Genomic DNA, 23,323 nt, shown 5'->3' with positions numbered 1-23,323 from the left:
TCATCTACAACATCACGAAAAACCATGACCACACAATTCGATAACGTTTCCGTCGTCAAGAAGGCCAACATCTACTTCGACGGCAAGTGCGTCTCGCACACGGTCCTCTTCGCTGACGGCACCAAGAAGACCATCGGCGTGATCTTCCCGTCCTCGCTGACCTTCAACACCGGCGCGCCGGAAGTCATGGAGCTGAACGCGGGCAAGTGCCGCATCCGCCTGAAGGGCGAAACCGAATGGAAGAGCTACGAAGGCGGCCAGAGCTTCAACGTGCCGGGCAATTCCAGCTTCGACATCGAGACGACCGAAACGCTGGATTACGTCTGCCACTTCGTTGCAGCGTAAGCAGATCCACACACCAATAAAAAAGGCGATCAGTTGATCGCCTTTTTTATTTCAGACAAATACCGGCTCCGGCTCCAGCATCACACCGAATTTCGCCTGCACATCCCGCTGGATTGCTGATGCAAGATTCGCAATTTCCTGCCCCGTCGCACCGCCCCGGTTGACCAGCACGAGCGCCTGCTTCTCGTAGACACCTGCAGCCCCCATGCTCTTCCCCTTCCATCCGCACTGGTCGATCAGCCATCCCGCCGCCAGCTTGTAGCCGCCGTCGGCCTGCGCATAGCTCACGAGCTGCGGATAACGTTCCTGCAATGCATCGCGCTGGGCTTTGCTCACGATCGGGTTCTTGAAGAAACTGCCAGCGTTGCCGATCACGGCAGGATCAGGCAGCTTGCGCGTGCGGATGGCGACGACGGCTTCGCCAATCTGCAGGGCGGAAGGCGAGGCAATCCCGCGCGCAGCGAGTTCCTGCGCAACCTCACCGTATTGCGTGTTCGGCTGCCACTGCTTCGGCAGTGCGAAGGTCACATCCAGGATAACCGCATTCTCCCTGAGCGCATGCTTGAAGACGCTATCCCGGTAGCCGAAACGACAGGCAGCGCAGTCGAGCGTGAACACTTCCCCGGTATTGAAGTCGAATGCGGTCAGCGAATGAAACCGGTCTTTCAGCTCGACCCCGTACGCACCGATGTTCTGGATCGGTGCGGCACCGACATTGCCGGGAATAAGCGACAGGTTTTCCAGTCCGCCCAGCCCCTGCTGCAAGGTCCACTGCACGAACCCGTGCCAGTTCTCGCCCGCCGCCGCCTTCACGCAGACAGCCTCGCTGTCCTCGCTCACGACTTGCAGACCTGTCATCTGCATGTGGAGCACAAGGCCGGGAAAATCCCCCTTCAGCAACAGGTTGCTTCCGCCACCCAATACCAGCCTTGGCAGGCGTGCAAGAAAGGCATCGTTCCTGACATGAATCAACATGTCGGGCGATGTCACCGGCAAGTAGGCCTTCGCCCTGGCGTCGATGCCGAAGGTGTTGAAAGGCTTGAGCGGGAAGTCGTATTGAACGGGGAGAACGGTAGCCATAGCCGAGGCATTATATAGAGGCCTCCGTCTAGCCACCCGTTTTTTTGTCGGCTAGAATCGGCCTTGACCAACTCGCAATGCGGCCTGCCAGAACAACCACAACCGGGCCGGTTCCCACCAACAGTGATTTAGAAGAAAGAAACAGCCATGCCATCTTTTGACGTCGTATCCGAAGCCAACATCGTCGAAGTCAAGAATGCCGTCGACCAGTCGAACAAGGAAATCACCACCCGCTTCGACTTCAAGGGCAGCGACGCCCGCGTCGAACAGAAGGAACGCGATCTGACTGCCTACGCGGACAGCGAATTCCAGCTGAACCAGGTGCGCGACGTGCTGACCGGGAAGATGGTCAAGCGCGGCGTCGACGTGCGTTTCCTCGACCTCGGCAAGATCGAGAAGATCGGCGGCGACAAGGTCAAGCAGGTCATCAAGGTCAAGAACGGCATCGAGTCCGACACCGCCAAGAAGATCGTCAAGATCGTCAAGGAAAGCAAGATCAAGGTGCAAGCCAGCATCCAGGGCGACGCCGTGCGCGTCTCGGGCGCCAAGCGCGACGACCTGCAGGCCACGATGGCGCTCTTGCGCAAGGAAGTCACCGAGCTGCCACTGGAATTCAACAACTTCCGCGACTAACTCCCTGGATCGCCATGCGCCTCCCTGTCCTCGCATTCCTGCTGTGCGCCGCCGGTGCGGCCATGGCGACCGACATCAGCGTGGTCGGCCTCTTCCCCAACAAGGCGGTTCTTGTCGTGGACGGCGGGACGCCAAAGACCTATTCGGTGGGTGCGAACATCGCCGAGGGAATCAAGCTTGTCGCGGCCAACGAATCGGGCGCGACAATTGAAACCAACGGCAAGCGCCAGACGATCGCGATGGGGGAGCATGTGAACCGCAGCCCCTCCAGCGGCGGCAAGGCAAGTGTCACGCTGCAGGCGGATGGTCAGGGACACTACATGGTGAACGGCCAGATCAACGGTGGAACCGTGCGCATGCTGCTCGATACCGGTGCGACCATGATCGCGCTCCCTGCCTCTGAGGCCACGCGCCTCGGGATCGATTACAAGAAGGGCACGCCCGGCTATGTCAACACCGCGAATGGCATCGCGCCTTCGTACAAGGTCAAGTTGAACACGGTGCGCGTTGGCGACATCGAGATCAACCAGGTCGACGCCATGGTGCAGGAACAAGGTCTGCCGATCATCCTGCTCGGCATGTCCTTCCTGAACCGGACGGAGATGCGCCGCGACGGAGTGCAGATGGTGCTGACAAAGCGCTATTGAATACTGCAACTACCAAGAAAAACGGGAGCGAATCGCTCCCGTTTTCACTTGTGCCTCACTCGGTATCGGCAAGACGGCGCTGCCTGACTGCGTCAGCGAGGTCTTCCAGCACCTTGACGCTGGCATCCCAGTCGATGCAGCCATCTGTAATCGACTGGCCGTAGGTCAGTTCCTTGCCCGGCACCAGGTCCTGGCGGCCACCGACGAGATGTGATTCGACCATCACGCCGACAATGCGGGTATCGCCTGCTGCAATCTGCTTGCCGATGTCGGCGCAGACCGGGACCTGGTTTTCCGGCTTCTTCGAGCTGTTCGCGTGCGAGGCATCGATCATCAGGCGGGAAGCGAGGCCGTTGGCGGCGATGTCCTTGCATGCGGCTTCGACGCTGGCGGCGTCATAGTTCGGCGCCTTGCCGCCGCGCAGGATGATGTGGCAATCCTCATTGCCGCCCGTCGAGACGATGGCCGAGTGGCCGCCCTTGGTCACGGAGAGGAAGTGGTGCGGTTGCGATGCGGCCTTGATCGCATCCACAGCGATCTTGATGTTGCCGTCGGTGCCGTTCTTGAAGCCGACCGGGCAGGACAGTCCGGATGCCAGTTCGCGGTGCACCTGCGATTCGGTCGTGCGTGCGCCGATCGCGCCCCAGCTGATGAGGTCGGCGACATATTGCGGGCTGATCACGTCGAGGAATTCAGTGCCTGCGGGCAGGCCGAGTTCATTGATGTTGAGGAGCAGCTCGCGGGCCATGCGCAGGCCGTCGTTGATGCGGAAGCTGTTGTCCATGTACGGATCGTTGATCAGGCCTTTCCAGCCGACCGTGGTACGCGGCTTTTCGAAGTACACGCGCATGACGATTTCCAGGTCATCCTTGAAGCGCTCGCGCTGCTCGACCAGGCGGCGCGCATAGTCCATCGCGGCCTTGGTGTCGTGGATCGAGCACGGGCCGATCACCACCATCACGCGGTCATCCTGGCCATGCAAAATGCGGTGCAGGGCGACGCGGGAATTGGCGACCGTGTTGGAGGCCTTCTCGGTGCAGGAAAATTCGCGGATCAGGTGGGACGGGGGCGCGAGTTCCTTCATCTCCCGGATGCGCAAGTCGTCTGTGCGTTGCATGTGTACTCTCCAGTCAGGGTTCAAGTCTGTATAAACGAAAAAACCGCCATTTCGGCGGTTTTTTCAGGATTCGGTTCGGGCTCTTTTATTCGTGCGCTTACCGCTTTTCCACCGCCTTTGGGCTGGACAAGCTAAAGAAAAAATAAAAGTAAAAGCGCGCGAAAGTCATGTTTTTCAGGGGTTTTGCTGAAAATTTCGATTAATAGTGCAGTAATTCATCGGATTTGGCAAGGCTTTGGGGGAAATTCGTATCAAATCCCCCCAAAACCACGCCAAAGCGCCGATCAGGCCGTTCCGCCTACGGTCATGCCATCGATGCGCAGTGTCGGCTGGCCGACACCGACCGGAACACTCTGCCCTTCCTTGCCGCACACGCCGATGCCGCTGTCGAGCTGCATGTCGTTGCCGATCATGGAAACACGGTTCAGCACCTCGGGGCCGTTGCCGATCAGGGTTGCGCCCTTGACCGGGTAGGTCACCTTGCCGTCCTCGATCATGTAGGCCTCGCTCGCCGAGAAGACGAACTTGCCGTTGGTGATATCAACCTGGCCGCCGCCAAAGTTGACGGCGTACAGGCCATTCTTCACCGATGCAATGATTTCCTGCGGATCCTTGTCGCCGGCCAGCATGTAGGTATTGGTCATGCGCGGCATCGGAAGGTGGGCGTAGGACTCGCGGCGTGCATTGCCTGTCACCTGCATCTTCATCAGGCGCGCGTTCATCGTGTCCTGGATGTAGCCCTTCAGGATACCGTCCTCGATCAGCGTGGTGCACTGGGTCGGGTTGCCTTCATCGTCGATGTTGAGCGAACCGCGTCGGTCGGCGATGGTGCCGTCATCCACGACGGTCACGCCCTTGGCAGCCACACGCTCGCCAATGCGGCCGGAGAAGGTGCTGGAACCCTTGCGGTTGAAATCGCCTTCGAGGCCATGGCCGACCGCTTCGTGCAGCAGCACGCCGGGCCAGCCGGGGCCGAGGACGACCGTCATCGGGCCTGCGGGCGCGGGACGGGCATCGAGGTTGACGATAGCCGACTCGACGGCTTCCGTTGCGTATTTCTCGAGGAGTTCATCGCTGAAATAGCTGTAGTCGTAACGGCCGCCGCCGCCGCTCGATCCGACTTCGCGCCTGCCGTTCTGTTCGACGATCACGGTGACCGATACGCGCACCAGCGGACGGATATCTGCCGCCAGAACACCATCGCTGCGTACGACCAGCACGACGTCGTATTCGCCGGCGAGTCCTGCCATCACCTGTACCACGCGCGGATCCTTCGCGCGCGCGATCTTCTCGACCTTTTCAAGCAGCTTCACTTTCTCTGTTGCATCCAGCGAGGCAAGCGGGTCGTGCGGCAGGTAGAGGGAACGTCCGCCGACGGCCTGGATCGCCGATGCCACTTTCACCTTGCCGGCGCCCTGGCGCGCGATGGTGCGCGTGGCCGCGGCGGCCTCCAGCAGGGCGCGCTCGGAAATTTCGTCGGAGTAGGAAAAGGCGGTCTTGTCACCCGATACGGCGCGCACGCCGACGCCTTGGTCGATGGAGAAGCTGCCCGTCTTGACGATACCTTCTTCCAGGCTCCAGCCTTCATTGCGCGTGAACTGGAAGTAGAGGTCGGCATAGTCGACCTTGTGCGTGAAGATCTCCCCGATGGCCTTGTTCAGCCGGGATTCGTCGAGCCCGAAGGGCGCGAGCAGGATGTCGCGCGCAACGGCGAGTGTCTGGAGGTTCGGTTCGAAAAGGTTCATGGTGTCTGTTCACGCGCGCATGCGGCGCGAGGAGGTAAGGGTTCAAAGGATGGATAGATTGTAGAACATCCGCAAGGTGCCCGTTGATTTCCGGGATTGATATCCTGAAGAAACAAGCCGTCTTACATCTTGCGGTGCTTCAACGCAGGCAGGCTCTCGCGCACGCGCAGCAGATGGGATGCATCAAGCTCGCCGGCAACGACGCCCTCGCCCTCCGGCAGTACGGCCTTGATGTCCCCCCAGGGATCGACCAGCATGCTGTGGCCCCATGTACGGCGGCCGTTCGGATGATGCCCGCCCTGCGCGGCGGCAAGCACGTAGCACTGGTTCTCGATGGCCCTTGCACGCAACAGGATTTCCCAATGCGCACGGCCGGTGGTATAGGTGAATGCAGCGGGCACGACGATGAGGGCGCATTCGCCCATGGCCCGGTAGAGCTCGGGAAAGCGCAAGTCATAACAAACGGAAAGCCCCACCTTGCCGAACGGCGCCTCGAAGGTTCCCACGCTGGTGCCGTGCACGATGGTACGCGCCTCATCGTAGGATTCCTCGCCCTTGGTGAAGCTGAACAGGTGGATCTTGTCGTAACGGACGACGCGTTCGCCCTGCGGGTTGTACACCATGGTGGTGTTAAGTACCTTGTCTGCCTCCTGCGCAGCCAAGGGCAAGGTGCCGCCGATCAGCCACACGCCGTTCTCGCGCGCCATGTCTGACATGCTCGCCTGGATCGGCCCGGCATCGCCCTGCTCGGCGTGCGCAATCTTGTCCGATTCCTTCATCCCCATGATCGGCCAGTATTCAGGCAACAGGACAAGCCGTGCTCCTTGCCGGGCGGCGTCGGCGACCAGTCTTCGCGCCGCAGCGAAATTCTCGTCAACGACAGGTGTGGACACCATTTGCACCGCGGCGATCTTTACAGGTTCTGCGCTCATGTCATCCCTCAACTGTTATTCCTGGTGCCACTTTCCGCTTCCCCGGTCGGACTTTGCGGCTGGCGGACCAGCTTGGTGACAACCGGATCCTTCCACGGTCCGGTGACCTGGTACTCGAAGGTAAATGCCTTCATCAGCGGGTCGCGCAGGAACAGTTGCGCAAGGAAGGTCCCCACACCGATCACCGGGTTCACTGCCAGACCATACACCACGGACGCTGCTCCCACATTGATTTCGGGTATGACGACGACATGCAGGTTTTGCGCTTCCTTTGCAATGTCCGCCGTGCCATCCATCAGGACGGTGGCGGCAACGCCGCGCATCTTGAAGTTGTCGGTTTTGGCCACGCCGTTGACAATGTTTGCGGTGGCGGTCACGCCGTCGAATGCGAAGCCTTCCGAGAATACATCGCGGAAATCGAGCACGAGGCGGCGCGGCAGCGACTGCAGGCTGAGAACACCCAGCAGCTTGGCCGCTGATGGGTCGACCTTCAGGAACTGTCCACTGGCAAGGTCAAGCGTCAGGTTGCCGTTCAGGCTTGGAATGTCGAGCGAGAACGGCAGCCCTTTCCAGCTGACCTCTCCCTCCATCTTGCCCTTGCCGCCACGCAGCACATTGGCGAAACCGAAACGGTCGAGCAGCTTTCCGGCATCGGTAATGTTGAGCGTGTAGTCGAGGCTGGAAAGGTTTTCCCCATCGCGTGAGGTCCACTTGCCGGTTGCCTTCAGTTCGGCATCGGGATTGGTGATGGCCAGCTTGCTGATCCGCCATTCGCGCCCCGAGAAGCCTCGTGCGTTGAAGGCAGCAAGTTCCAACTGGCCGAATTTCTTGCCGAACAGTTCAAAATTCTCCGCAACGATATCGACCGCCGGCATCTGTGTGGTCGCACTCTTGCCTTCCAGCAGATCGGACACATCCGTCGCGGCGGATTTCGGGATGACCAGCGAGGCAAGCCGTGCCGTCACCCGGCCGAGGCCCTGTCCCGTGCGCGACTCCACCCAGGTCAGGTAACCCGATGCCTGCTCGGAATCGATGTTGGCCTGCCAGACGCCTTTCTGGTGCGAGGCGCCGACCACGACGTTGTCGAGCCTGCGGTCCATGATCACCAGTTCGGTCGCGCGCGCAGCCAGCACTTCGGGTTCGATGTACTGCGTGATCGAAAGCGCATCCTGCTGCTTGCCCACCTCGCCCGGGCGGCCTGGCGAGACTACCGAGCTCATGGCACGCCGCCAGGCATCGATGTCGAGCGACTTCATGCTGACGTTGGCAATCACGCCGCTGTCCGGCATGGGCACCGGCACGTTGACCCCGATGCCGCCGCGGACCACTTTCCATTCCGCGTCCTTGTCATTCGCCTTTTGCCGCTCGTAGCGCGCTGCAATCGACGATCCGAGGGAAAGCTTCATCTCGTCGCGCTGGATTGTGCTGTCGCCGTTTTGCAAACCAGTCAGCTCGAATTTGAGCGGCATGCTTTCATTGGCGGCCTTGCGCAAGGGCGCGGGGAAATCCAGCGCGATGCCGGCAAGATTCGATTCCACGGTGATTTCGGGCTGGCCGTTACGCACACGAACCAGCGTGGTATAGCGCGTGCTTCCCGTAATGCGCTCGGATGAACGCTGCGTCACCGGCGTGGCGTATACCTTGCGCACGCCGTCGGCCGTCAGGCTGCCGTCGGCCTTGACGAGAATCGTGCCGTCGCGCTGCGTGCCGCCCGATATCGTGACGGGGCCACCGAGGAAACTCGACTTGATGGCGCCGATGCTGAATCCCTTTTCATTGAACTCCAGCTTCCCGTTCGTCCCGGTCAGCGGCGGCATGATGTTGCGCAGGGTGACCGTATTGCCGGTGAAATGAAGATTGCCCAGCACCTTGGACTCGTGCATCCGGTTCAGGGGCAGCAACAGTTTCAACTGGAGCTTTGCATTGCCGCTTGCCTTGGTTTCATCCGTAAAGTGGCCGATCCATTCCGCCACCGGACTGTCATGGGTAAAGCGGACGAAGTTCTGCAGCGCTCCCGCCGCCTCGCCGTCGACATCGAGCACGGCGTCATGGTCGGCCAGGTCGGGGATGACGACCTTCACGCGCGAGAGCGTGGTTCCGGAACTGCGCGCACTGTCGGCATGGATTTCCATTCGTGCTCGATCAAAGGCAATGGTGCCGTTGATCTGGTCGATGACCGGCCACATCGGGGACTTGCCATCCTTGGCGAACATTCCCGGTGCGTAGTTCAGCTTGCCGTTTTCGATCTTGCCGACAATGCTGAATTCGCCCTTGGACCTGTCATGTTGCGCGTGATAAGGAAATTGCGACAACTCCCCTTTCATCCTGAGCTTCACGTCCTTGACCGCTCCACCTGCAAGCGCCCCGGTCAGCCAGTCTCGCAGGATGGGCGGCGTCTGGGTCGGCAGGTAGCGTTCCACTTTCTGCAACTCCAGCCGGTTGAGCTTGCCGCTGATGTCGATCGTTCCCTGGGAACTGCCCTGCTTGCGGTTCAAGGGCATCAAGTGCTTGCCCGAGAACACGCCTGCCAGGTCTTCATGCACAAAATCCATCTTCTGCACGTCCAGCAGCAACTGGTCGTTTTCCTGGAAAGCCCAGGTTGCCTGCATGTTCAGTGCTTCGAACGGCATTGCCGGTTCATTGAAGTAGCCCGGCAGCTGCAATACCAGCTTGCTGGATGCAAGGTTGAATGCGCCGCCGCGGTCGTTGGCATCGACGCGGCCGGTCAGGTTTTCGAATCCGGGAATGGCCGGCACCGCGGCCTGCGCGGGCGTGGTAGCCGTTTTCGGCCGGGCCGGGCGCGCGGGTTGCGGCTTGAGCGACAGGCCGGCGAACTGGCCCTTGACGTTGTACGCCGAGATATTCGGATAGGCGCCGTACCATTGCGCGGAGAAATCCTTCAGCACGCCGCGCGGCGCGAAGTCGGCGAGCATTTCGCGCTGTTCGGCTGGGAGCGGCAGGCGTTCCACAAAATTGGCAATGGTCTCGAGGTCGAGCAGGCGGGCGCGGATTTCCGTCTTTGCGGGCCGGCCGGCCTTGGCAGGCGCATAACTTTCGCTGATGGTCGTGCGCGGCAGGAACAGGCCGTCGTCGGTCTGCAAGGTGAAATCGGTCAGCGAAATGGCGTGCCCGTTCTCGCCGAAGGAAGGCGGGCTGTCCTGGTCGGCCGGGTTGAACTCTTCACGCACCGAGATGCGTCCGCTGACTTCCGTCAGGTTCAGTTGGTCGAGGTCCTTGCGCAGGCGCGCCGAAACGTTCGACAGGGTGAGATCGGCAGTGAAGTCAGCCACCCTGGCGCGATCGAGCATGAGCCATGCGCGCACCGATCCCTTCCCGCGCTGCAGGTCGATCGGGTAATCGAAATAAGCACGCCAGACGGTGAGGTCGGTATCGCGCAGGTCCGCATACATTTCGCCTTTCCATTTCGCCATGTCCGATACCCTGTCCGCGAAATGCGGGTGCTCGAACGATGCGCGCACGTCGAGCGGCGCGGCAAATTCGGCGGGCGGGGTGGCCTTCAGTGCGAAGCGATGGTGCCGCCACTGGTTATGCAGGACGAAATCCACGTTGTCCAGGACGAGCTCCGGCGCCGCTCGCTTTTCGTCGTTCCAGCGCAGCCTGCCGCCGCGAATCACGATCTCGCGCTGGGACAGCACCCAGTCCGCGCCCTTGCCGTCTCCCCCCTTGCCAAGGTCAACGAAGATACCGGCCACATACAGCTTGCCGTCCGCATCGCGGCGCACGTCCATGTCGGGCCGGCTGATTTCCAGCTGCTGGAGGCGCAGATCGCCGACAGCCAGCGTCAGCCAGGACAGGGTGGCGGAAACGCTCGGCAGTGTCAGCGCCGCTTGCCCGGATTTATCATGGATGACCACTTTATCCAGCGTCAGCCTTGGACGGAGTCCCGACCAGGCGGCCTGGATGTCGCCGATCGTGACCCGGCTGCCGATGACACGGCTCGCCATGTTTTCCACGTCGGGCTTGTAGCTGTCGATATGAGGCAGGACGACGTAACGCAGTCCCAGCACCATCGTGCAAAAGATGAAGTAGACAAGGACGGCGAGCTTGAACAGCGCACCCAAGACCCTGAAGGTCGCCGCATTGGCGATTCGATAACATTCCAGCGTTGCGTACCAGGCCGCGACTGCGCCGGCAGCGATTTTGTGCGGAATGAGTTTGGCAATGGACATCAATGAGAAAACAGGCAGCGTAAAATAGGGTCAAACAGACATGGCGAAACCATCATGTTCGCACGGATATCCTCTGCTTGGAAACGCAAGCGAGGGCGATCAGGCGCCCCTGCACCCGCAAAGACTCCCCCATCGACACTCCCCTTGATATTGTGACCCAATCCTATTTGACCAGTAACATTGCATCGCGGTTCTACGCACGTTGGCTCAATGCAGACCCGGCACGCGCGGGCATGGCGGCGGAAATTGCCGAATTATCCATGACGCCTGTCGATTTTGCCCGGCTGTTACAAAAAGAAACAGAGGCCGGCATGCCCCTTCCGCGGGCGATGCGCAGGCTGCGCAATCTCGTGATGTGCCACCTGATCGACCGCGATTTGCGCGGAAAGGCCAACCTGGACGAGGTCCTGCGGACCATCAGCGAATTCGCGGACTTTGCGGTGCAGACGCACCTGGCCGCCCTCAACGCGGAGATGATCGAGGCGCACGGCACGCCGATCGGCAACGAGTCCGGCCAGCCGCAGGAACTGATCGTCCTTGGCATGGGCAAGCTGGGGGGGCATGAACTGAATGTATCTTCCGACATCGACCTGATCTTCGTCTATCCTGAAAACGGCGACACGCAGACAACGATGCCGGAACAGCGCCAGTTGTCCAACCATGAATTCTTTATCCGTCTCGGCAAGAAGCTGATCGCTGCGCTGTCGGAGATCACCGAGGACGGTTTCACCTTCCGCGTCGACATGGCCTTGCGCCCGAACGGCGCATCGGGTCCGCTGGCGGCCAGCTTCGGCATGGTGGAGGAATACCTGATCGTCCAGGGACGGGAATGGGAGCGCTATGCCTGGGTCAAGGCGCGCGCGATGACCGGGCTGCCATCCGATATCGCCATTCTGGAACAGATCGTCCGGCCCTTCGTGTACCGGCGCTACCTGGATTTCGGCGCCATCGAGGCATTGCGGAACATGCATGCGCAGATCCGCGCCGAGGTCCAACGCCAGGAAGCGCGCCACCCGGGCCGCACCAACAACGTCAAGCTCGGCCGTGGCGGGATCCGTGAAGTGGAATTCCTGGCGCAGGTGTTCCAGCTCATCCGCGGCGGCCGGGATGTATCGCTGCGCGACCGCTCGACGCGGAAGACGCTAGCGACGCTGGTCGAAAAAAACCTGCTGACCGCCGACGAGGTGTCGCAACTGCTGGAGGCCTACACCTTCCTGCGCAACCTCGAGCACCGCCTGCAATATCTCGACGACGCGCAGACGCATACCCTGCCCGCCAATCCGGACGACCGGCTGACGATCGCGAAGATGATGGGCTTTACCGATGTCGAGGCGATGCTGGAAGAACTCGACGCGCACCGCGCCGTCGTGGCCTCGCAGTTCGACGCCATCTTCAGCGACAAGCGCAACGGTCAGGCGCGGCCGACGGTTGCCGAAACGCCTGCGCAGACAGCACTGTCGCATGACGACGGGCATGAGGCGATCGAAGCGCGGCTGGCCTCGCTGGGTTTTGACGACGTACCCGCCGCGGCGCAGCGCCTGCTCGCCACCTGGCAGTCGCCCAAACTGGCCTCGCTGCCCGAAGCCAGCCGCACGAAACTGCAGGCGCTCGTCAACGCTGCCCTGCCGCAGATCGCCGAGCTGACCGACGCGCGCAAGGCAACCCTGGGACGCCTGCTGGATTTCTTCGAAGCCATCGCGCGCCGTGCCGCCTATCTCGCGCTGCTGACCGAGTATCCGCACACCCTGGGCCGCGTCATCCGCATGATGAGCGCCAGCGACTGGGCGGCGAAGTACCTGACGCGGCATCCCATCCTGCTCGACGAGCTGCTCGAGGACCGTACGCTGAACGCGGCGCCGGACTGGACCGCCTTTGCCGGCGAAGTACAGCGCCAGCTCGACGCCGCCAACGGCGACACGGAACACCAGATGAACGTGCTGCGCGACCTGCACCACGCACAGCTGTTCCGGCTGCTGGCGCAAGATCTCGAAGGCACGCTGACCGTCGAGCGCCTGGCCGACCATCTGTCCGCGTTGGCCGACATCCTGGTCGAGGCCACCATCAAGGCAGTCTGGCAAACCATCCACAACCGGCATCGCGAGACGCCGAAGTTCGCCGTCATTGCCTATGGCAAGCTGGGCGGCAAGGAACTCGGCTATGCGTCGGACCTGGATGTGATTTTCCTGTACGACGACGAAGACCAGGAAGCGCCCGCCTTGTACGCGAAACTGGCGCAACGTTTCATTACCTGGATGACCAGCCATACACCGGCCGGCATCCTGTTCGACATCGATATTGCATTGCGTCCGGACGGTGCCAGCGGCCTGCTGGTGTCGCGCCTTGCCGCATTCGAGAAGTACCAGGCGGGATCGGCTTGGGTATGGGAGCATCAGGCACTGACCCGTGCGCGCTTCTGCGCGGGCGATGCCGCCATCGGGGCTCGCTTCGAGGCCATCCGCGAAGCGGTCCTGCGCCACACGCGGGACGAAAGCAAGTTGTGCGAGGAGGTCCGCGCCATGCGCAAGAAAATGCACGATGCGCATCCGAACCGTTCGACCCAGTTCGACCTGAAACACGATGCCGGGGGCATGATCGATATCGAGTTCATCGTCCAGTACCTCGTGCTGCTGCACGCATCGCGCTTCCCCCAGTTGACGGCCGACATCGGAAATATCGCTCTGCTGAAGCTGTGCGGCGAACTGGGCCTGATCGATGCCCCGCTTGCAAACGCCGTAGCCGATGCCTACCGGATGTTTCGCAAGCTGCAGCACCAGATCCGTCTGCAGGGCAGTGACAGGGCCCGCGTGGACATGGGCCGCGTGGCGGCGCAGGTGGAGCAGGTCAATGCATTATGGAAAGCTACGCTGATGGAGGGCGTAACCGGCTGATACGCCGAAATAGATACATACGGTACTTCTGCTTCCAGTCGAGTTGCATTTCTTTCATAAAATACTATCTTGATTGAAGTACAAGTGCGTGGGAAACCCGGGCATCCATGCAGATGCCGGTAATCGGGAGTGCCGCATGAACAAGCCCAATGTGAAGGGGCAACGGATGATTGCCTTGTTCCTTCTCGGTAATCTGTTGTTCAACTATCCGCTGCTCGCGTTGTTCAACAAGCCCGAGACGGTGCTGGGCATTCCCGTGTTGTACGTGTATGTCTTCGGCGCATGGGCAGGGCTGATCGCCCTGCTGGCGTACATCGCGGAAAAGAGGTGAGCGATGGATGCCATCCTTTCTGCATGCGCGGTGGCTGAATGATCCCCGGCGCGCTCATCGTCGTCGTCGCATTTGCCTATCTCGGCCTGCTGTTCGCGGTAGCCTACTACGGTGACAAGGCGGCCGCCGCCGGCAAGAGCATCATTTCCAACGCGTACGTCTACTCCCTGTCGCTGGCAGTCTATGCGACGGCCTGGACCTTCTATGGCAGCGTCGGCCGGGCAGCGGGCAGCGGCATCGGATTCCTGCCGGTCTATCTCGGGCCGACCATCATGATGACCGTGGGATGGCTGGTTCTGCGCAAGATCATCCGCATCGCCAAGGATAACCACATCACCTCGCTGGCAGATTTCGTCTCTTCACGCTATGGCAAGAGCGGCTTGCTCGCGGGACTCGTGACCACCATCGCCGTGATCGGCGTGACGCCCTACATTTCGCTCCAGCTCAAGGCGATTTCCACCAGCTTCAACGTCCTGGTGAACTATCCCAACATCGCCGTGCCTGTCTTGTCGCAACAGCTTCCAGTGTGGCAGGACACGGCCTTCTACGTCGCCTTGATCCTCGCCGCATTCACCGTCGTCTTCGGCACGCGGCACATCGATGCGGCCGAACGCCATGAAGGCATGGTCGCGGCCATCGCTTTCGAATCGCTGGTCAAGATTGTCGCCTTCCTGTGCGTCGGCGTGTTCGTGACTTGGGGCATGTACAACGGCTTGTCCGACCTCTTCGGCAAGGCGGAACAGCTTCCCCAGGCCAAGGCGGCATTCACGATCGGCAATGACCGGATCGACGTCTACCACAGCTGGGCATCGCTGTTTTCCGTGGCCTTCATTTCCATGCTGGCCATCATCTTCCTGCCGCGCCAGTTCCAGGTAGCGGTCGTGGAGAATGTCGACGAAGCGCACCTGGGCAAGGCAATCTGGCTGTTCCCGCTCTACCTGCTGCTGTTCAACATCTTTGTTCTGCCCATCGCCTTCGGCGGCATGCTCCACTTCGGCGGCGGTGGTGTGAACCCCGACACCTTTGTCCTGACGCTGCCGCTGTCGCAGGACAAACCGGCGCTGGCCCTGCTCGTCTTCATTGGCGGCTTTTCGGCGGCAACGGGCATGGTGATTGTCGAATCGATCGCCCTTTCAACCATGGTGTGCAACGACCTCGTCATGCCGGCCTTGCTGCGTATCAAGCAGCTCAGGCTCACCGAACGGGAAGACCTTTCGGGCCTGCTGCTCGGCATCCGGCGCGTCACCATTATCCTGGGCATGCTGATGGGCTATGCCTATTACCGGTTCGCCAGCGAAGCCTATGCACTGGTATCCATCGGACTGATCTCTTTTGCGGCAGTCGCCCAGTTCGCTCCCGCCGTTCTGGGCGGCATCTACTGGAAAGGCGCGACTCGGCCCGGGGCGTTTTCCGGGCTTGGCGCCGGCTTCCTGCTCTGGATGTACACGCTCATGCTTCCCGCATTCGCGCGCTCCGGCTGGCTGCCCATGGAACTGCTCACCCATGGACCGTTCGGCATTGAATTGCTGCGTCCGCAACAGCTGTTCGGACTGGGCGGCCTGGACGAGATCACGCATGCGATGGTGTGGAGCATGCTGGCCAACATCGGCGCCTTCATCGGCGTATCCGTCATGAGCGGACAAACGGCCATCGAGCAGACGCAGGCGGCGCTGTTCGTCAACGTATTCAAGCATGAGCGCGGCGCGCCCGAACAGGTCTGGCGCGCGCGCGGCTCACTGCCTGAACTGCACGCCGTCCTGTCTCGCTTCCTCGGGCCGTCGCGTGCGGAAGCAACATTCTTCGACTACGCGAAACGCCAAGGCCTCAAATGGCCGCGCGAGGCGGATGCGGAACTGGTCAGCGTATCCGAAGCACAGCTGGCGCGCGTCATCGGCGCCGCATCCGCGCGCATCATGATCGCCTCTGTGATCGAGAAGGAACCGCTGCGCGACAGCCTCACCGGCCTTCCGAACCGCTCCCTGATGCTGGACAAGCTCAACGATGCCCTTGAACAAGCACGGACCAGCAACGATTACGGCTTCGCTGTGCTGTTCCTCTCGCTGGACCGCTTCCGCGTCATCACCGACAGCCTCGGACGACAGGTCGGCGACCAGTTGCTCATCAACGTCTCCCGCCGCCTGAGCGACGGCCTGCGCCTGGGCGACAGCGTAGGCCACCTTGACGGCGACGACTTCGCGATCATCCTGAACAATGTGCATGACGCTGGCGAGGCAGAACGCTTCGCCGAACAGTTGCAGGGGGCGCTGATCAGCGCCTATACGCTGGAAACCTACGAGGTGTACACGACGGCCAGCATCGGCATTGCGCTGGGCAAACCGGGCTACACCGAGCCCGCCGACATCCTGCGCGACGCGGAAACGGCGAACCATCGCGCAGTCGCGCGCGGCGGCGCCTGCACCGAGGTGTTCGAGACCAACCTGCGCGAGCGAGCGGTTGCCCTGCTGGACATGGAAACCAAGCTGCGGCAGGCCGTGCTGAAAGGACGCGAGTTCGAGGTCCACTACCAGCCGATCGTTGCGCTCGACACCGGGCGGCTGTCGGGTTTCGAAGCCCTGGTCCGCATGCGCCGCCCTGACGGTTCGCTGGTCCTGCCCAATGAATTCATCCGCATCACGGAAGAGACCGGCCTCATCGTGCATATCGGCCGCTGGGTGCTGCGCGAAGCGTGCCGGCAGATGCGTGCATGGCAGATAAAGTTCCCCGAATACCCGCCGCTGCAGATGAGCGTCAACCTGGCCGGACGCCAGTTCGCGCAACCCAACCTGATGCAGCAGATCGAGCAGGTGCTGGACGAAACAGGACTCAGCACCAGCAACCTGAAACTGGAAGTGACCGAGACCGTCATCATGGAACACGTGGAAGAGGCCGCGGCCGTCCTGGTCAAACTGCGCGACAAGGGCATCAAACTGCTGATGGATGATTTCGGCACCGGCTATTCATCGCTTTCCTACCTGCACCGGTTCCCGGTCAATACGTTGAAGATCGACGCATCCTTCATCCGGCGCATGGATGAAAGCCGGCGCGAAGCCGACATCGTACAGACCATCGTCACGCTTGCCCACACGCTGAACATGGACATCATCGCGGAGGGTGTCGAGACGGCAAACCAACTGGCCCAATTGCGCAAGCTGAACGTGGAGTTTGCGCAGGGCTTCTACTTCTCTCCACCGGTCGACAAGATCGCGGCCGAAGCGCTTATTGCGGACTGGCCGCAGTGGTAGCAAGCGAAGCCCCGAAGCGCCCTGGCCTGGGCAGATAGTATTTGCCGGTATCCAGCGAGAACGCCACCCAGTTTGCCTGACCGGTGATCAGCTCGCGCTTGACGAAGCCAATGTAGCGCGAGTCCTTGCTCGCATCGCGATTGTCGCCCAGCATGAGGTAATGTCCTGCCGGGACCGTGACGGGTCCGAAAGAACGCAGGGCCATGCGCTCCGGCATCACAATGATAGGGCGGCGATTGCCGAGGAGGCTTTCATTGAATACGAGCTGTTGCCCGGTGTAATCCGGCGCTGTGTGCGTTGCGACCTCGCCCGATGCCGGCGTGTACAACGCGCGCTCCCCATTGACGATCAATTCCTCGCCGCGCATTTCCACAACGTCCCCCGGCAGACCTACGATACGCTTGATCAGGCGCTCGCCATCCTCCGGCGACGTAAATGTCACGATATCGCCCCACTGCGGGTCGGCCAGGTGCTTGATGATGATATCGGTAAAGGGAAGTTTGACGTCGTAGGCAAGGCGGTCCGCGACGACCCTGTCGCCGATGACCAGTGTCGGGTACATGGAGCCGGATGGAACGTGATACCAGTCGGCGATGGCACTGCGGACCAGCAGCATGCAAAACAGAAAGAACAGGAATCCCTTGTTGCCCGCAATCAACGTCTTCAGACTCTTCATGCCGCCCTCCCTTGCAGTGTGAGGTGGTCAATATAGCAAAACGCCCCGCAAGCGGGGCGTTCTGGATTGCAGGACTGGCGCCGATTATTTGGCGTTCATCAATGCCACGGTAGTGTCGAGCATACGGTTGGAGAAACCCCACTCGTTGTCGTACCAGGAAGACACTTTCACCAGGCGGCCGGAGACTTTGGTCAGCGTCGCATCGAAGTTGCTCGATGCCGGGTTGTGGTTGAAGTCCACGGAAACCAGCGGATCGGTGTTGTAGGTCAGGATGCCCTTCAGCGCGCCGTTGGCCGCATCCTTCATGATCTGGTTCACTTCATCGACCGTGGTATCGCGCGCGGCGACGAAGGACAGGTCGACGATGGACACGTTGATGGTCGGAACGCGGATCGCGTAGCCGTCCAGCTTTCCGTTCAGTTCCGGCAGCACCAGGCCGACTGCTGCTGCAGCGCCGGTCTTGGTCGGGATCATGGACTGGGTGGCGGAACGGGCGCGGCGCAGGTCTTCATGCATCACGTCGGTCAGCACCTGGTCGTTGGTGTAGGCGTGGACGGTAGTCATCAGGCCGGTCTCGACACCGATCTTGTCGTGCAGCGGCTTGACCAGCGGGGCCAGGCAGTTGGTGGTGCAGGAAGCGTTGGAGATGACGGTGTCGGACGCCTTCAGCACATTCTGGTTCACGCCGAACACGACGGTCGCGTCCACATCCTTGCCGCCCGGTGCGGAGATGATGACTTTCTTGGCGCCGCCCTTCAGGTGCGCGGAAGCCTTTTCCTTGGTGGTGAAGAAGCCGGTGCACTCGAGCACGACGTCGACGTTCAGCTCGCCCCAGGGAATCTGGGCCGGATCGCGCTGCGCGAAGACCTTGATCTTGTCGCCGTTGACGATCATGAATTCGCCGTCGACTTCAACGGTACCCGGGAACTTGCCGTGGGCGGTGTCGTAGCGGGTCAGGTGGGCGTTCGATTGGGCATTGCCCAGGTCGTTGATGGCAACGATCTGGATGTCGTTCTTCTTGCCGCCTTCGTAGTGGGCACGAAGGATGTTGCGGCCGATGCGGCCATAGCCGTTGATTGCGACGCGAATGGTCATGTGGTTTTCTCCTGAACGTAATTAAGCCAAAACCGATTTCACCTTGGCGACGACGTTGTCCGTCGTGAAGCCGAAGTGCTTGAACAGCACACCCGCCGGCGCCGATTCGCCGAAGGTGTCGATACCTACGACGCCGCCTTCCAGGCCGACGTACTTGTACCAGAAATCAGTGACGCCAGCCTCGATCGCGACGCGCGGCAGGCCCTTCGTCAGCACGCTTGCCTTGTACGCCGCATCCTGGCGGTCGAACAGGTCGGTGCTCGGCATCGAGACGACGCGCACCGGCGTGCCCTGCTTGGCCAGCTCGTCGGCGGCCTTGAGCGCCAGTTCGACTTCGGAACCGGTGGCGATCAGAATGGCCTTGGCGCCTTCGGCATCGCGCAGCACGTAGCCGCCGCGGTTGATCGCGAGGATCTGCTCCGGCGTACGCTCGACATAGGGCAGGTTCTGGCGCGAGAAGATCAGCGTGGTCGGGCCGTGACGGCGGGCGACGGCATGCTTCCATGCAATTGCCGATTCGACCGTGTCGCACGGACGCCAGTTTTCGAGGTTCGGGATCAGGCGCAGGCTGGAAACATGCTCGACCGACTGGTGGGTCGGGCCGTCTTCGCCGAGGCCGATGGAATCGTGGGTGAAGACGAAGATCGAGCGGGTCTTCATCAGCGCAGCCATGCGGAGCGCATTGCGGCTGTAGTCGGAGAAGGTCAGGAAGGTGCCGCCGAACGGGATGTAGCCACCGTGCAGGGAGATACCGTTCATGATCGCGCTCATGCCGAATTCGCGCACACCGTAGTTGATATGGTTGCCGGCCTTGTCGGCACGCACCGCGACGCATTCCTTCCAGTTGGTCAGGTTGGAACCGGTCAGGTCGGCGGAACCGCCGAGGAACTCGGGCAGCGCCGGGGCCAGTGCCTGGATGGCGTTCTGGCTCGCCTTGCGGGTGGCGATGGTTTCCTTCTTCTCGACGCAGGTGTTGACGTAGGAATCGATCACGTCGTTGAAGTTGCCCGGCAGTTCGCCCTTCATGCGGCGCAGCAGCTCGCCCGCTTCTTGCGGGAAGCGCTCGCTGTAGGCCTTGAACAGTGCGTCCCACTCGCTTTCCAGCTTCTGGCCGGAAGACTTCGCATCCCATGCGGAGTAGACGTCAGCCGGAATCTCGAACGGAGCGTGCGTCCAGCCGATCGCTTCGCGGGTGGCGGCGATTTCCTTGTCGCCCAGCGCAGCGCCGTGCACGTCGTGCGTGCCGGCCTTGTTCGGGCTGCCCTTGCCGATGACGGTCTTGCAGCAGATCAGGGTCGGCTTGTCGGACTTCTTCGCAGCGGCGATTGCCGCTTCGACGGCAGCGACGTCATGGCCGTCCACGTTGCGGATCACGTTCCAGTTGTAGGCTTCGAAGCGCTTCGGCGTGTCGTCGATGAACCAGCCTTCGACGTGTCCGTCGATGGAAATGCCGTTGTCGTCATACAGCGCGATCAGCTTGTTCAGGCGCAGCGCGCCGGCGAACGAGCAGGCTTCGTGCGAGATGCCTTCCATCAGGCAGCCGTCGCCGAGGAACGTATAGGTGTAGTGGTTGACGACGTCGAAACCGGGCTTGTTGAATTCAGCGGCCAGCAGACGCTCGGCGAGTGCCATGCCGACGGCGTTGGTGATGCCCTGGCCGAGCGGGCCGGTCGTGGTTTCCACACCGGGGGTGATGTGCACTTCCGGATGGCCGGCAGTCTTGGAATGCAGCTGGCGGAAGTTCTTGATCTCTTCCATCGGCAGGTCGTAGCCGGTCAGGTGCAGCAGCGCATAATGCAGCATGGAGCCGTGGCCATTGGAGACGACGAAGCGGTCGCGGTCGATCCAGTGCGGATTCGCCGGATTGTGGCGATAGTGCTTCGCCCACAGGGCGACGGCGATCTCGGCCATGCCCATGGGCATGCCGGGGTGGCCGGAGTTCGCCTTCTGCACGGCGTCCATCGCCAGTGCGCGAATCGCATTGGCCATCTTGCTGGTGGGGAGAGAAGAAGTCATGTCAAATCAGGTATGTGGCGGGTCTTGGAGCGGATCCGGGTTCTGCGGAACCGGAGGATGCAAAACCCGTTATTTTACCAGACTGATCCATCCGGAATTACAATCGGGGGATTCCCTTTTGCCAACTCCCCGCCATGAATACCAAGGCTCCCGCGTGGCTTGCCATACTGACAGCGGATTTCATTATCCTGCATGCAACACGCACTATTGTCATTGATGAAACTCAGCCCGCGCAGGACATCTAGATCATGGCCCGTTTCTATTGCCCGGTTCCGCTCGCCATTGGCGCAACGATAAGCTTGCCGGAGACGATTGCGCACCACATCCACGTGCTGCGCCTGCCTGTTGGCGAATCGATCACACTGTTCAACGGCGAAGGCGGCGAGTACACCGCAACGCTCGCCTCCATCGAGAAAAAGCGCGCGTCGGCCGAGGTAAAGACATTCTCGCCGCGCGAAGTCGAGCTGCCCTATTCCGTCACGATCGCGCAGGCGTTGCCGGAAGGATCGAAAATCGACTGGATCATCGAAAAGGCGGTAGAACTGGGCGCCTGCGCCATCCAGCCGATTGCCGCGCAACGTTGCGTGGTGCGCCTGAATGCCGAACGTGCCGCAAAGAAACTCGAGCACTGGCGAAGCATCGCCGCTTCGGCGGCGGAACAGAGCGGCCGCAATCGCCTCCTCCATATTGCCGAGCCCGTCGATTTCAACGACTGGGTCGGACAGCAAAACCTGCACACACGCATCATGCTGTCGCCGCGCGCCGAGCAGCCGCTGTCCGACTGGGCACGACATCATCCCGCCCAGGCCGTCGCCCTGCTGATCGGCCCCGAAGGCGGCTTTTCGGAACAGGAAGAACGTACCGCCATTGCGCGTGGCGTGCTTCCACTGTTCATCGGTCCGCGCGTCCTGCGCACGGAAACCGCCGCCCTCGCCGCCCTCGCCGCCCTCAATGCCGTGTGGGGAGAAATGTAGGCCTCGTTCTATCCGGATCAAACATCGCGCGGATTCCTTACCGGCATGCCCTCGTTTCTTCTATGTTGTAGTTTTTTACCGGGCGGCTTCAGGAGGTGCAGGATGGGAATTCTCGACAAGGCAATCGACATGCTCGGCGGCGACCATTTGCCGATGATGGATTCACGGATGAAACTGATGCAGGCGGCATTGTCATTGCTGGCCAACAACGGCCAGGCCGGCGGCATCCATGGCCTGGTTCACCAGTTCAACCAGGCAGGATTGGGCAATGTCATCCAGTCATGGATCGGCACCGGCGAAAACGTGCCGGTGTCGGGCGAACAGATGCAGCAGGTACTCGACGCAGGCCAGCTCCACGAGATTTCGGAAGAAACCGGCCTGCCCGAGCCGGAAGCCGCGAGCCAGCTCGGCGACATGCTGCCCGACCTCGTCGACAAGCTGACGCCTGCCGGCCACGTTCCTCCGGGCGGACTTGGCAACATGAGCAACCTGCTCGACCATTTCCTGGGCCGCTATCATTGAGATTGGCGGGCCGATGCGATATCCGCGACAATGCGCGATATGCAATGGCTCAGACAACTTTTCAACCGTCGCAAACCGGAGATTCCCGAACCGCTATGGGTCGACTGCCTTGAGCGGCTGCCGTTTCTCGACCGCCTGGCGCCAGCCGATCTGGCGCGATTGAAGGCCCTTTGCGAGGAACTCCTTGCTAGAAAGACATTTACCGGCGCGGCGAAATTCGAATTGACGGATGACGTCGCGGTGCTGATCGCCGCGCAGGCCGCGCTGCCGGTCCTCAACCTGACGCTCGACCTGTATGACGACATGGCGGGGATCATCGTCTACCCGTCGGCTTTCATGATTCCGCAAAGCGAGATGGACGAAGCCGGCATCGTGCACGAATGGCACGAGCCCGCCTCGGGCGAGGCGGTGCATGCCGGCGGCGCCGTCGTCCTGTCCTGGGAAGATGCGCAGGAAAGCGACGCCCCCGGCTACAACGTCGTCATCCACGAATTCACCCACAAGATCGACATGGCGCGCGGCGCGGCGAACGGCTGCCCGCCCTTCCTGGCCGATTTTCACCACGGCATCACGCCTGCGCAATGGAAAAAAGTGTTTTCGCAGGCCTACGAGGATTTCGTCCGGCGCGTCGACGAGCGCGATGCGCAGCTGCCTGCGGATTTCGACGACAACCGCCCGGACGACGCAGCCCTGTACGATGAACTGTTCGGCGATTTGCCGCTCGATCCTTACGCCGCGCGGCATCCCGCCGAATTCTTCGCCGTTGCCTCGGAAGCGTTCTTTGTCCTGCCTGAACCGCTGTCGGAAGACTATCCCGACGTCTACCGGCTGCTTTCGCTGTATTACCGGCAGGATCCCCTCGGCACATAGAACGGCCTCTTGCGGCAAAG

Annotated in this window: 17 protein-coding genes; 9 read left to right on the top strand and 8 right to left on the bottom strand. The window is 61.4% G+C overall.

Annotation, left to right across the window (positions count from 1 at the left end; genetic code table 11):
• Positions 1-24: 24 nt before the first annotated feature.
• Positions 25-345, top strand: a complete 321-nt coding sequence (ppnP, locus tag AC3WOY_RS20245; RefSeq protein ID WP_492427017.1) for a pyrimidine/purine nucleoside phosphorylase — start codon at positions 25-27, stop codon at positions 343-345.
• Positions 346-396: 51 nt separating this feature from the next.
• Here the strand turns inward: ppnP and murB are convergent, their stop codons facing one another.
• Entirely contained in the window at positions 397-1,425 is a 1,029-nt protein-coding gene (gene murB / locus AC3WOY_RS20240) for a UDP-N-acetylmuramate dehydrogenase (RefSeq protein WP_492427015.1), read from the bottom strand.
• 147 nt (positions 1,426-1,572) lie between these two features.
• Here murB and AC3WOY_RS20235 point away from each other — a divergent pair, with 147 nt between their 5' ends.
• Positions 1,573-2,058 carry a YajQ family cyclic di-GMP-binding protein gene (locus tag AC3WOY_RS20235; RefSeq protein WP_420474001.1) on the top strand — a complete coding sequence of 162 codons (486 nt, stop codon included), beginning with the start codon at positions 1,573-1,575 and terminating at the stop codon, positions 2,056-2,058.
• A gap of 14 nt (positions 2,059-2,072) precedes the next feature.
• Positions 2,073-2,705, top strand: a complete 633-nt coding sequence (locus AC3WOY_RS20230) for a retropepsin-like aspartic protease family protein (protein WP_492427012.1) — start codon at positions 2,073-2,075, stop codon at positions 2,703-2,705.
• Between the two features lie 55 nt (positions 2,706-2,760).
• Here the strand turns inward: AC3WOY_RS20230 and aroG are convergent, their stop codons facing one another.
• The 4 genes from aroG to AC3WOY_RS20210 form a co-directional block, all read right to left on the bottom strand.
• Positions 2,761-3,822 (bottom strand): 3-deoxy-7-phosphoheptulonate synthase AroG, encoded by a 1,062-nt coding sequence (aroG, locus tag AC3WOY_RS20225; RefSeq protein WP_492427010.1) that lies wholly within the window; start codon positions 3,820-3,822, stop codon positions 2,761-2,763.
• A gap of 284 nt (positions 3,823-4,106) precedes the next feature.
• The gene (gene tldD, locus AC3WOY_RS20220) at positions 4,107-5,567 is read right to left on the bottom strand and encodes a metalloprotease TldD (protein ID WP_492427008.1); all 1,461 of its coding nucleotides are present in this window, start codon (positions 5,565-5,567) and stop codon (positions 4,107-4,109) included.
• A 122-nt stretch (positions 5,568-5,689) separates the two neighbouring features.
• Entirely contained in the window at positions 5,690-6,499 is an 810-nt protein-coding gene (locus AC3WOY_RS20215) for a carbon-nitrogen hydrolase family protein (protein ID WP_492427006.1), read from the bottom strand.
• 8 nt (positions 6,500-6,507) lie between these two features.
• The gene (locus AC3WOY_RS20210; protein WP_492427004.1) at positions 6,508-10,689 is read right to left on the bottom strand and encodes a YhdP family protein; all 4,182 of its coding nucleotides are present in this window, start codon (positions 10,687-10,689) and stop codon (positions 6,508-6,510) included.
• A 152-nt stretch (positions 10,690-10,841) separates the two neighbouring features.
• Between AC3WOY_RS20210 and glnE the strand changes: the two genes are divergently transcribed.
• From glnE to AC3WOY_RS20195, 3 genes are all read left to right on the top strand, one after another.
• Positions 10,842-13,577: a bifunctional [glutamate--ammonia ligase]-adenylyl-L-tyrosine phosphorylase/[glutamate--ammonia-ligase] adenylyltransferase gene (gene glnE / locus AC3WOY_RS20205; RefSeq protein WP_492427002.1), complete on the top strand. Its 2,736-nt coding sequence runs from the start codon at positions 10,842-10,844 to the stop codon at positions 13,575-13,577.
• Positions 13,578-13,713: 136 nt separating this feature from the next.
• A complete protein-coding gene (locus tag AC3WOY_RS20200; RefSeq protein ID WP_492427000.1) occupies positions 13,714-13,908 on the top strand; it encodes a hypothetical protein in 195 nt (64 codons plus the stop codon).
• A 38-nt stretch (positions 13,909-13,946) separates the two neighbouring features.
• Positions 13,947-17,150 (top strand): EAL domain-containing protein, encoded by a 3,204-nt coding sequence (locus AC3WOY_RS20195; RefSeq protein WP_492426998.1) that lies wholly within the window; start codon positions 13,947-13,949, stop codon positions 17,148-17,150.
• On the opposite strand, the gene lepB is transcribed toward AC3WOY_RS20195, so the two are convergent.
• The 3 genes from lepB to tkt all read right to left on the bottom strand — a co-directional run bounded on the left by lepB (position 17,125) and on the right by tkt (position 20,937).
• Positions 17,125-17,826: a signal peptidase I gene (gene lepB / locus AC3WOY_RS20190; protein WP_492426996.1), complete on the bottom strand. Its 702-nt coding sequence runs from the start codon at positions 17,824-17,826 to the stop codon at positions 17,125-17,127. The two genes, AC3WOY_RS20195 and lepB, sit on opposite strands and share 26 nt — an antisense overlap.
• An 84-nt stretch (positions 17,827-17,910) precedes the next feature.
• Complete coding sequence (gene gap / locus AC3WOY_RS20185; protein ID WP_492426994.1) at positions 17,911-18,921, bottom strand: type I glyceraldehyde-3-phosphate dehydrogenase; 1,011 nt, start codon at positions 18,919-18,921, stop codon at positions 17,911-17,913.
• A gap of 21 nt (positions 18,922-18,942) precedes the next feature.
• The gene (tkt, locus tag AC3WOY_RS20180) at positions 18,943-20,937 is read right to left on the bottom strand and encodes a transketolase (RefSeq protein ID WP_492426992.1); all 1,995 of its coding nucleotides are present in this window, start codon (positions 20,935-20,937) and stop codon (positions 18,943-18,945) included.
• Positions 20,938-21,185: 248 nt separating this feature from the next.
• Here tkt and AC3WOY_RS20175 point away from each other — a divergent pair, with 248 nt between their 5' ends.
• The 3 genes from AC3WOY_RS20175 to AC3WOY_RS20165 all read left to right on the top strand — a co-directional run bounded on the left by AC3WOY_RS20175 (position 21,186) and on the right by AC3WOY_RS20165 (position 23,303).
• The gene (locus AC3WOY_RS20175; protein ID WP_492426990.1) at positions 21,186-21,911 is read left to right on the top strand and encodes a 16S rRNA (uracil(1498)-N(3))-methyltransferase; all 726 of its coding nucleotides are present in this window, start codon (positions 21,186-21,188) and stop codon (positions 21,909-21,911) included.
• 102 nt (positions 21,912-22,013) lie between these two features.
• Positions 22,014-22,433: a YidB family protein gene (locus tag AC3WOY_RS20170; RefSeq protein ID WP_492426988.1), complete on the top strand. Its 420-nt coding sequence runs from the start codon at positions 22,014-22,016 to the stop codon at positions 22,431-22,433.
• A gap of 39 nt (positions 22,434-22,472) precedes the next feature.
• Entirely contained in the window at positions 22,473-23,303 is an 831-nt protein-coding gene (locus tag AC3WOY_RS20165; RefSeq protein WP_492426986.1) for a M90 family metallopeptidase, read from the top strand.
• Positions 23,304-23,323 lie beyond the last annotated feature (20 nt).

This window comes from Noviherbaspirillum sp. FW303-A3, assembly GCF_058788695.1.
The sequence above is the reverse complement of the archived record's forward strand: the minus strand, read 5'-3'. Positions and strand labels throughout refer to the sequence as shown.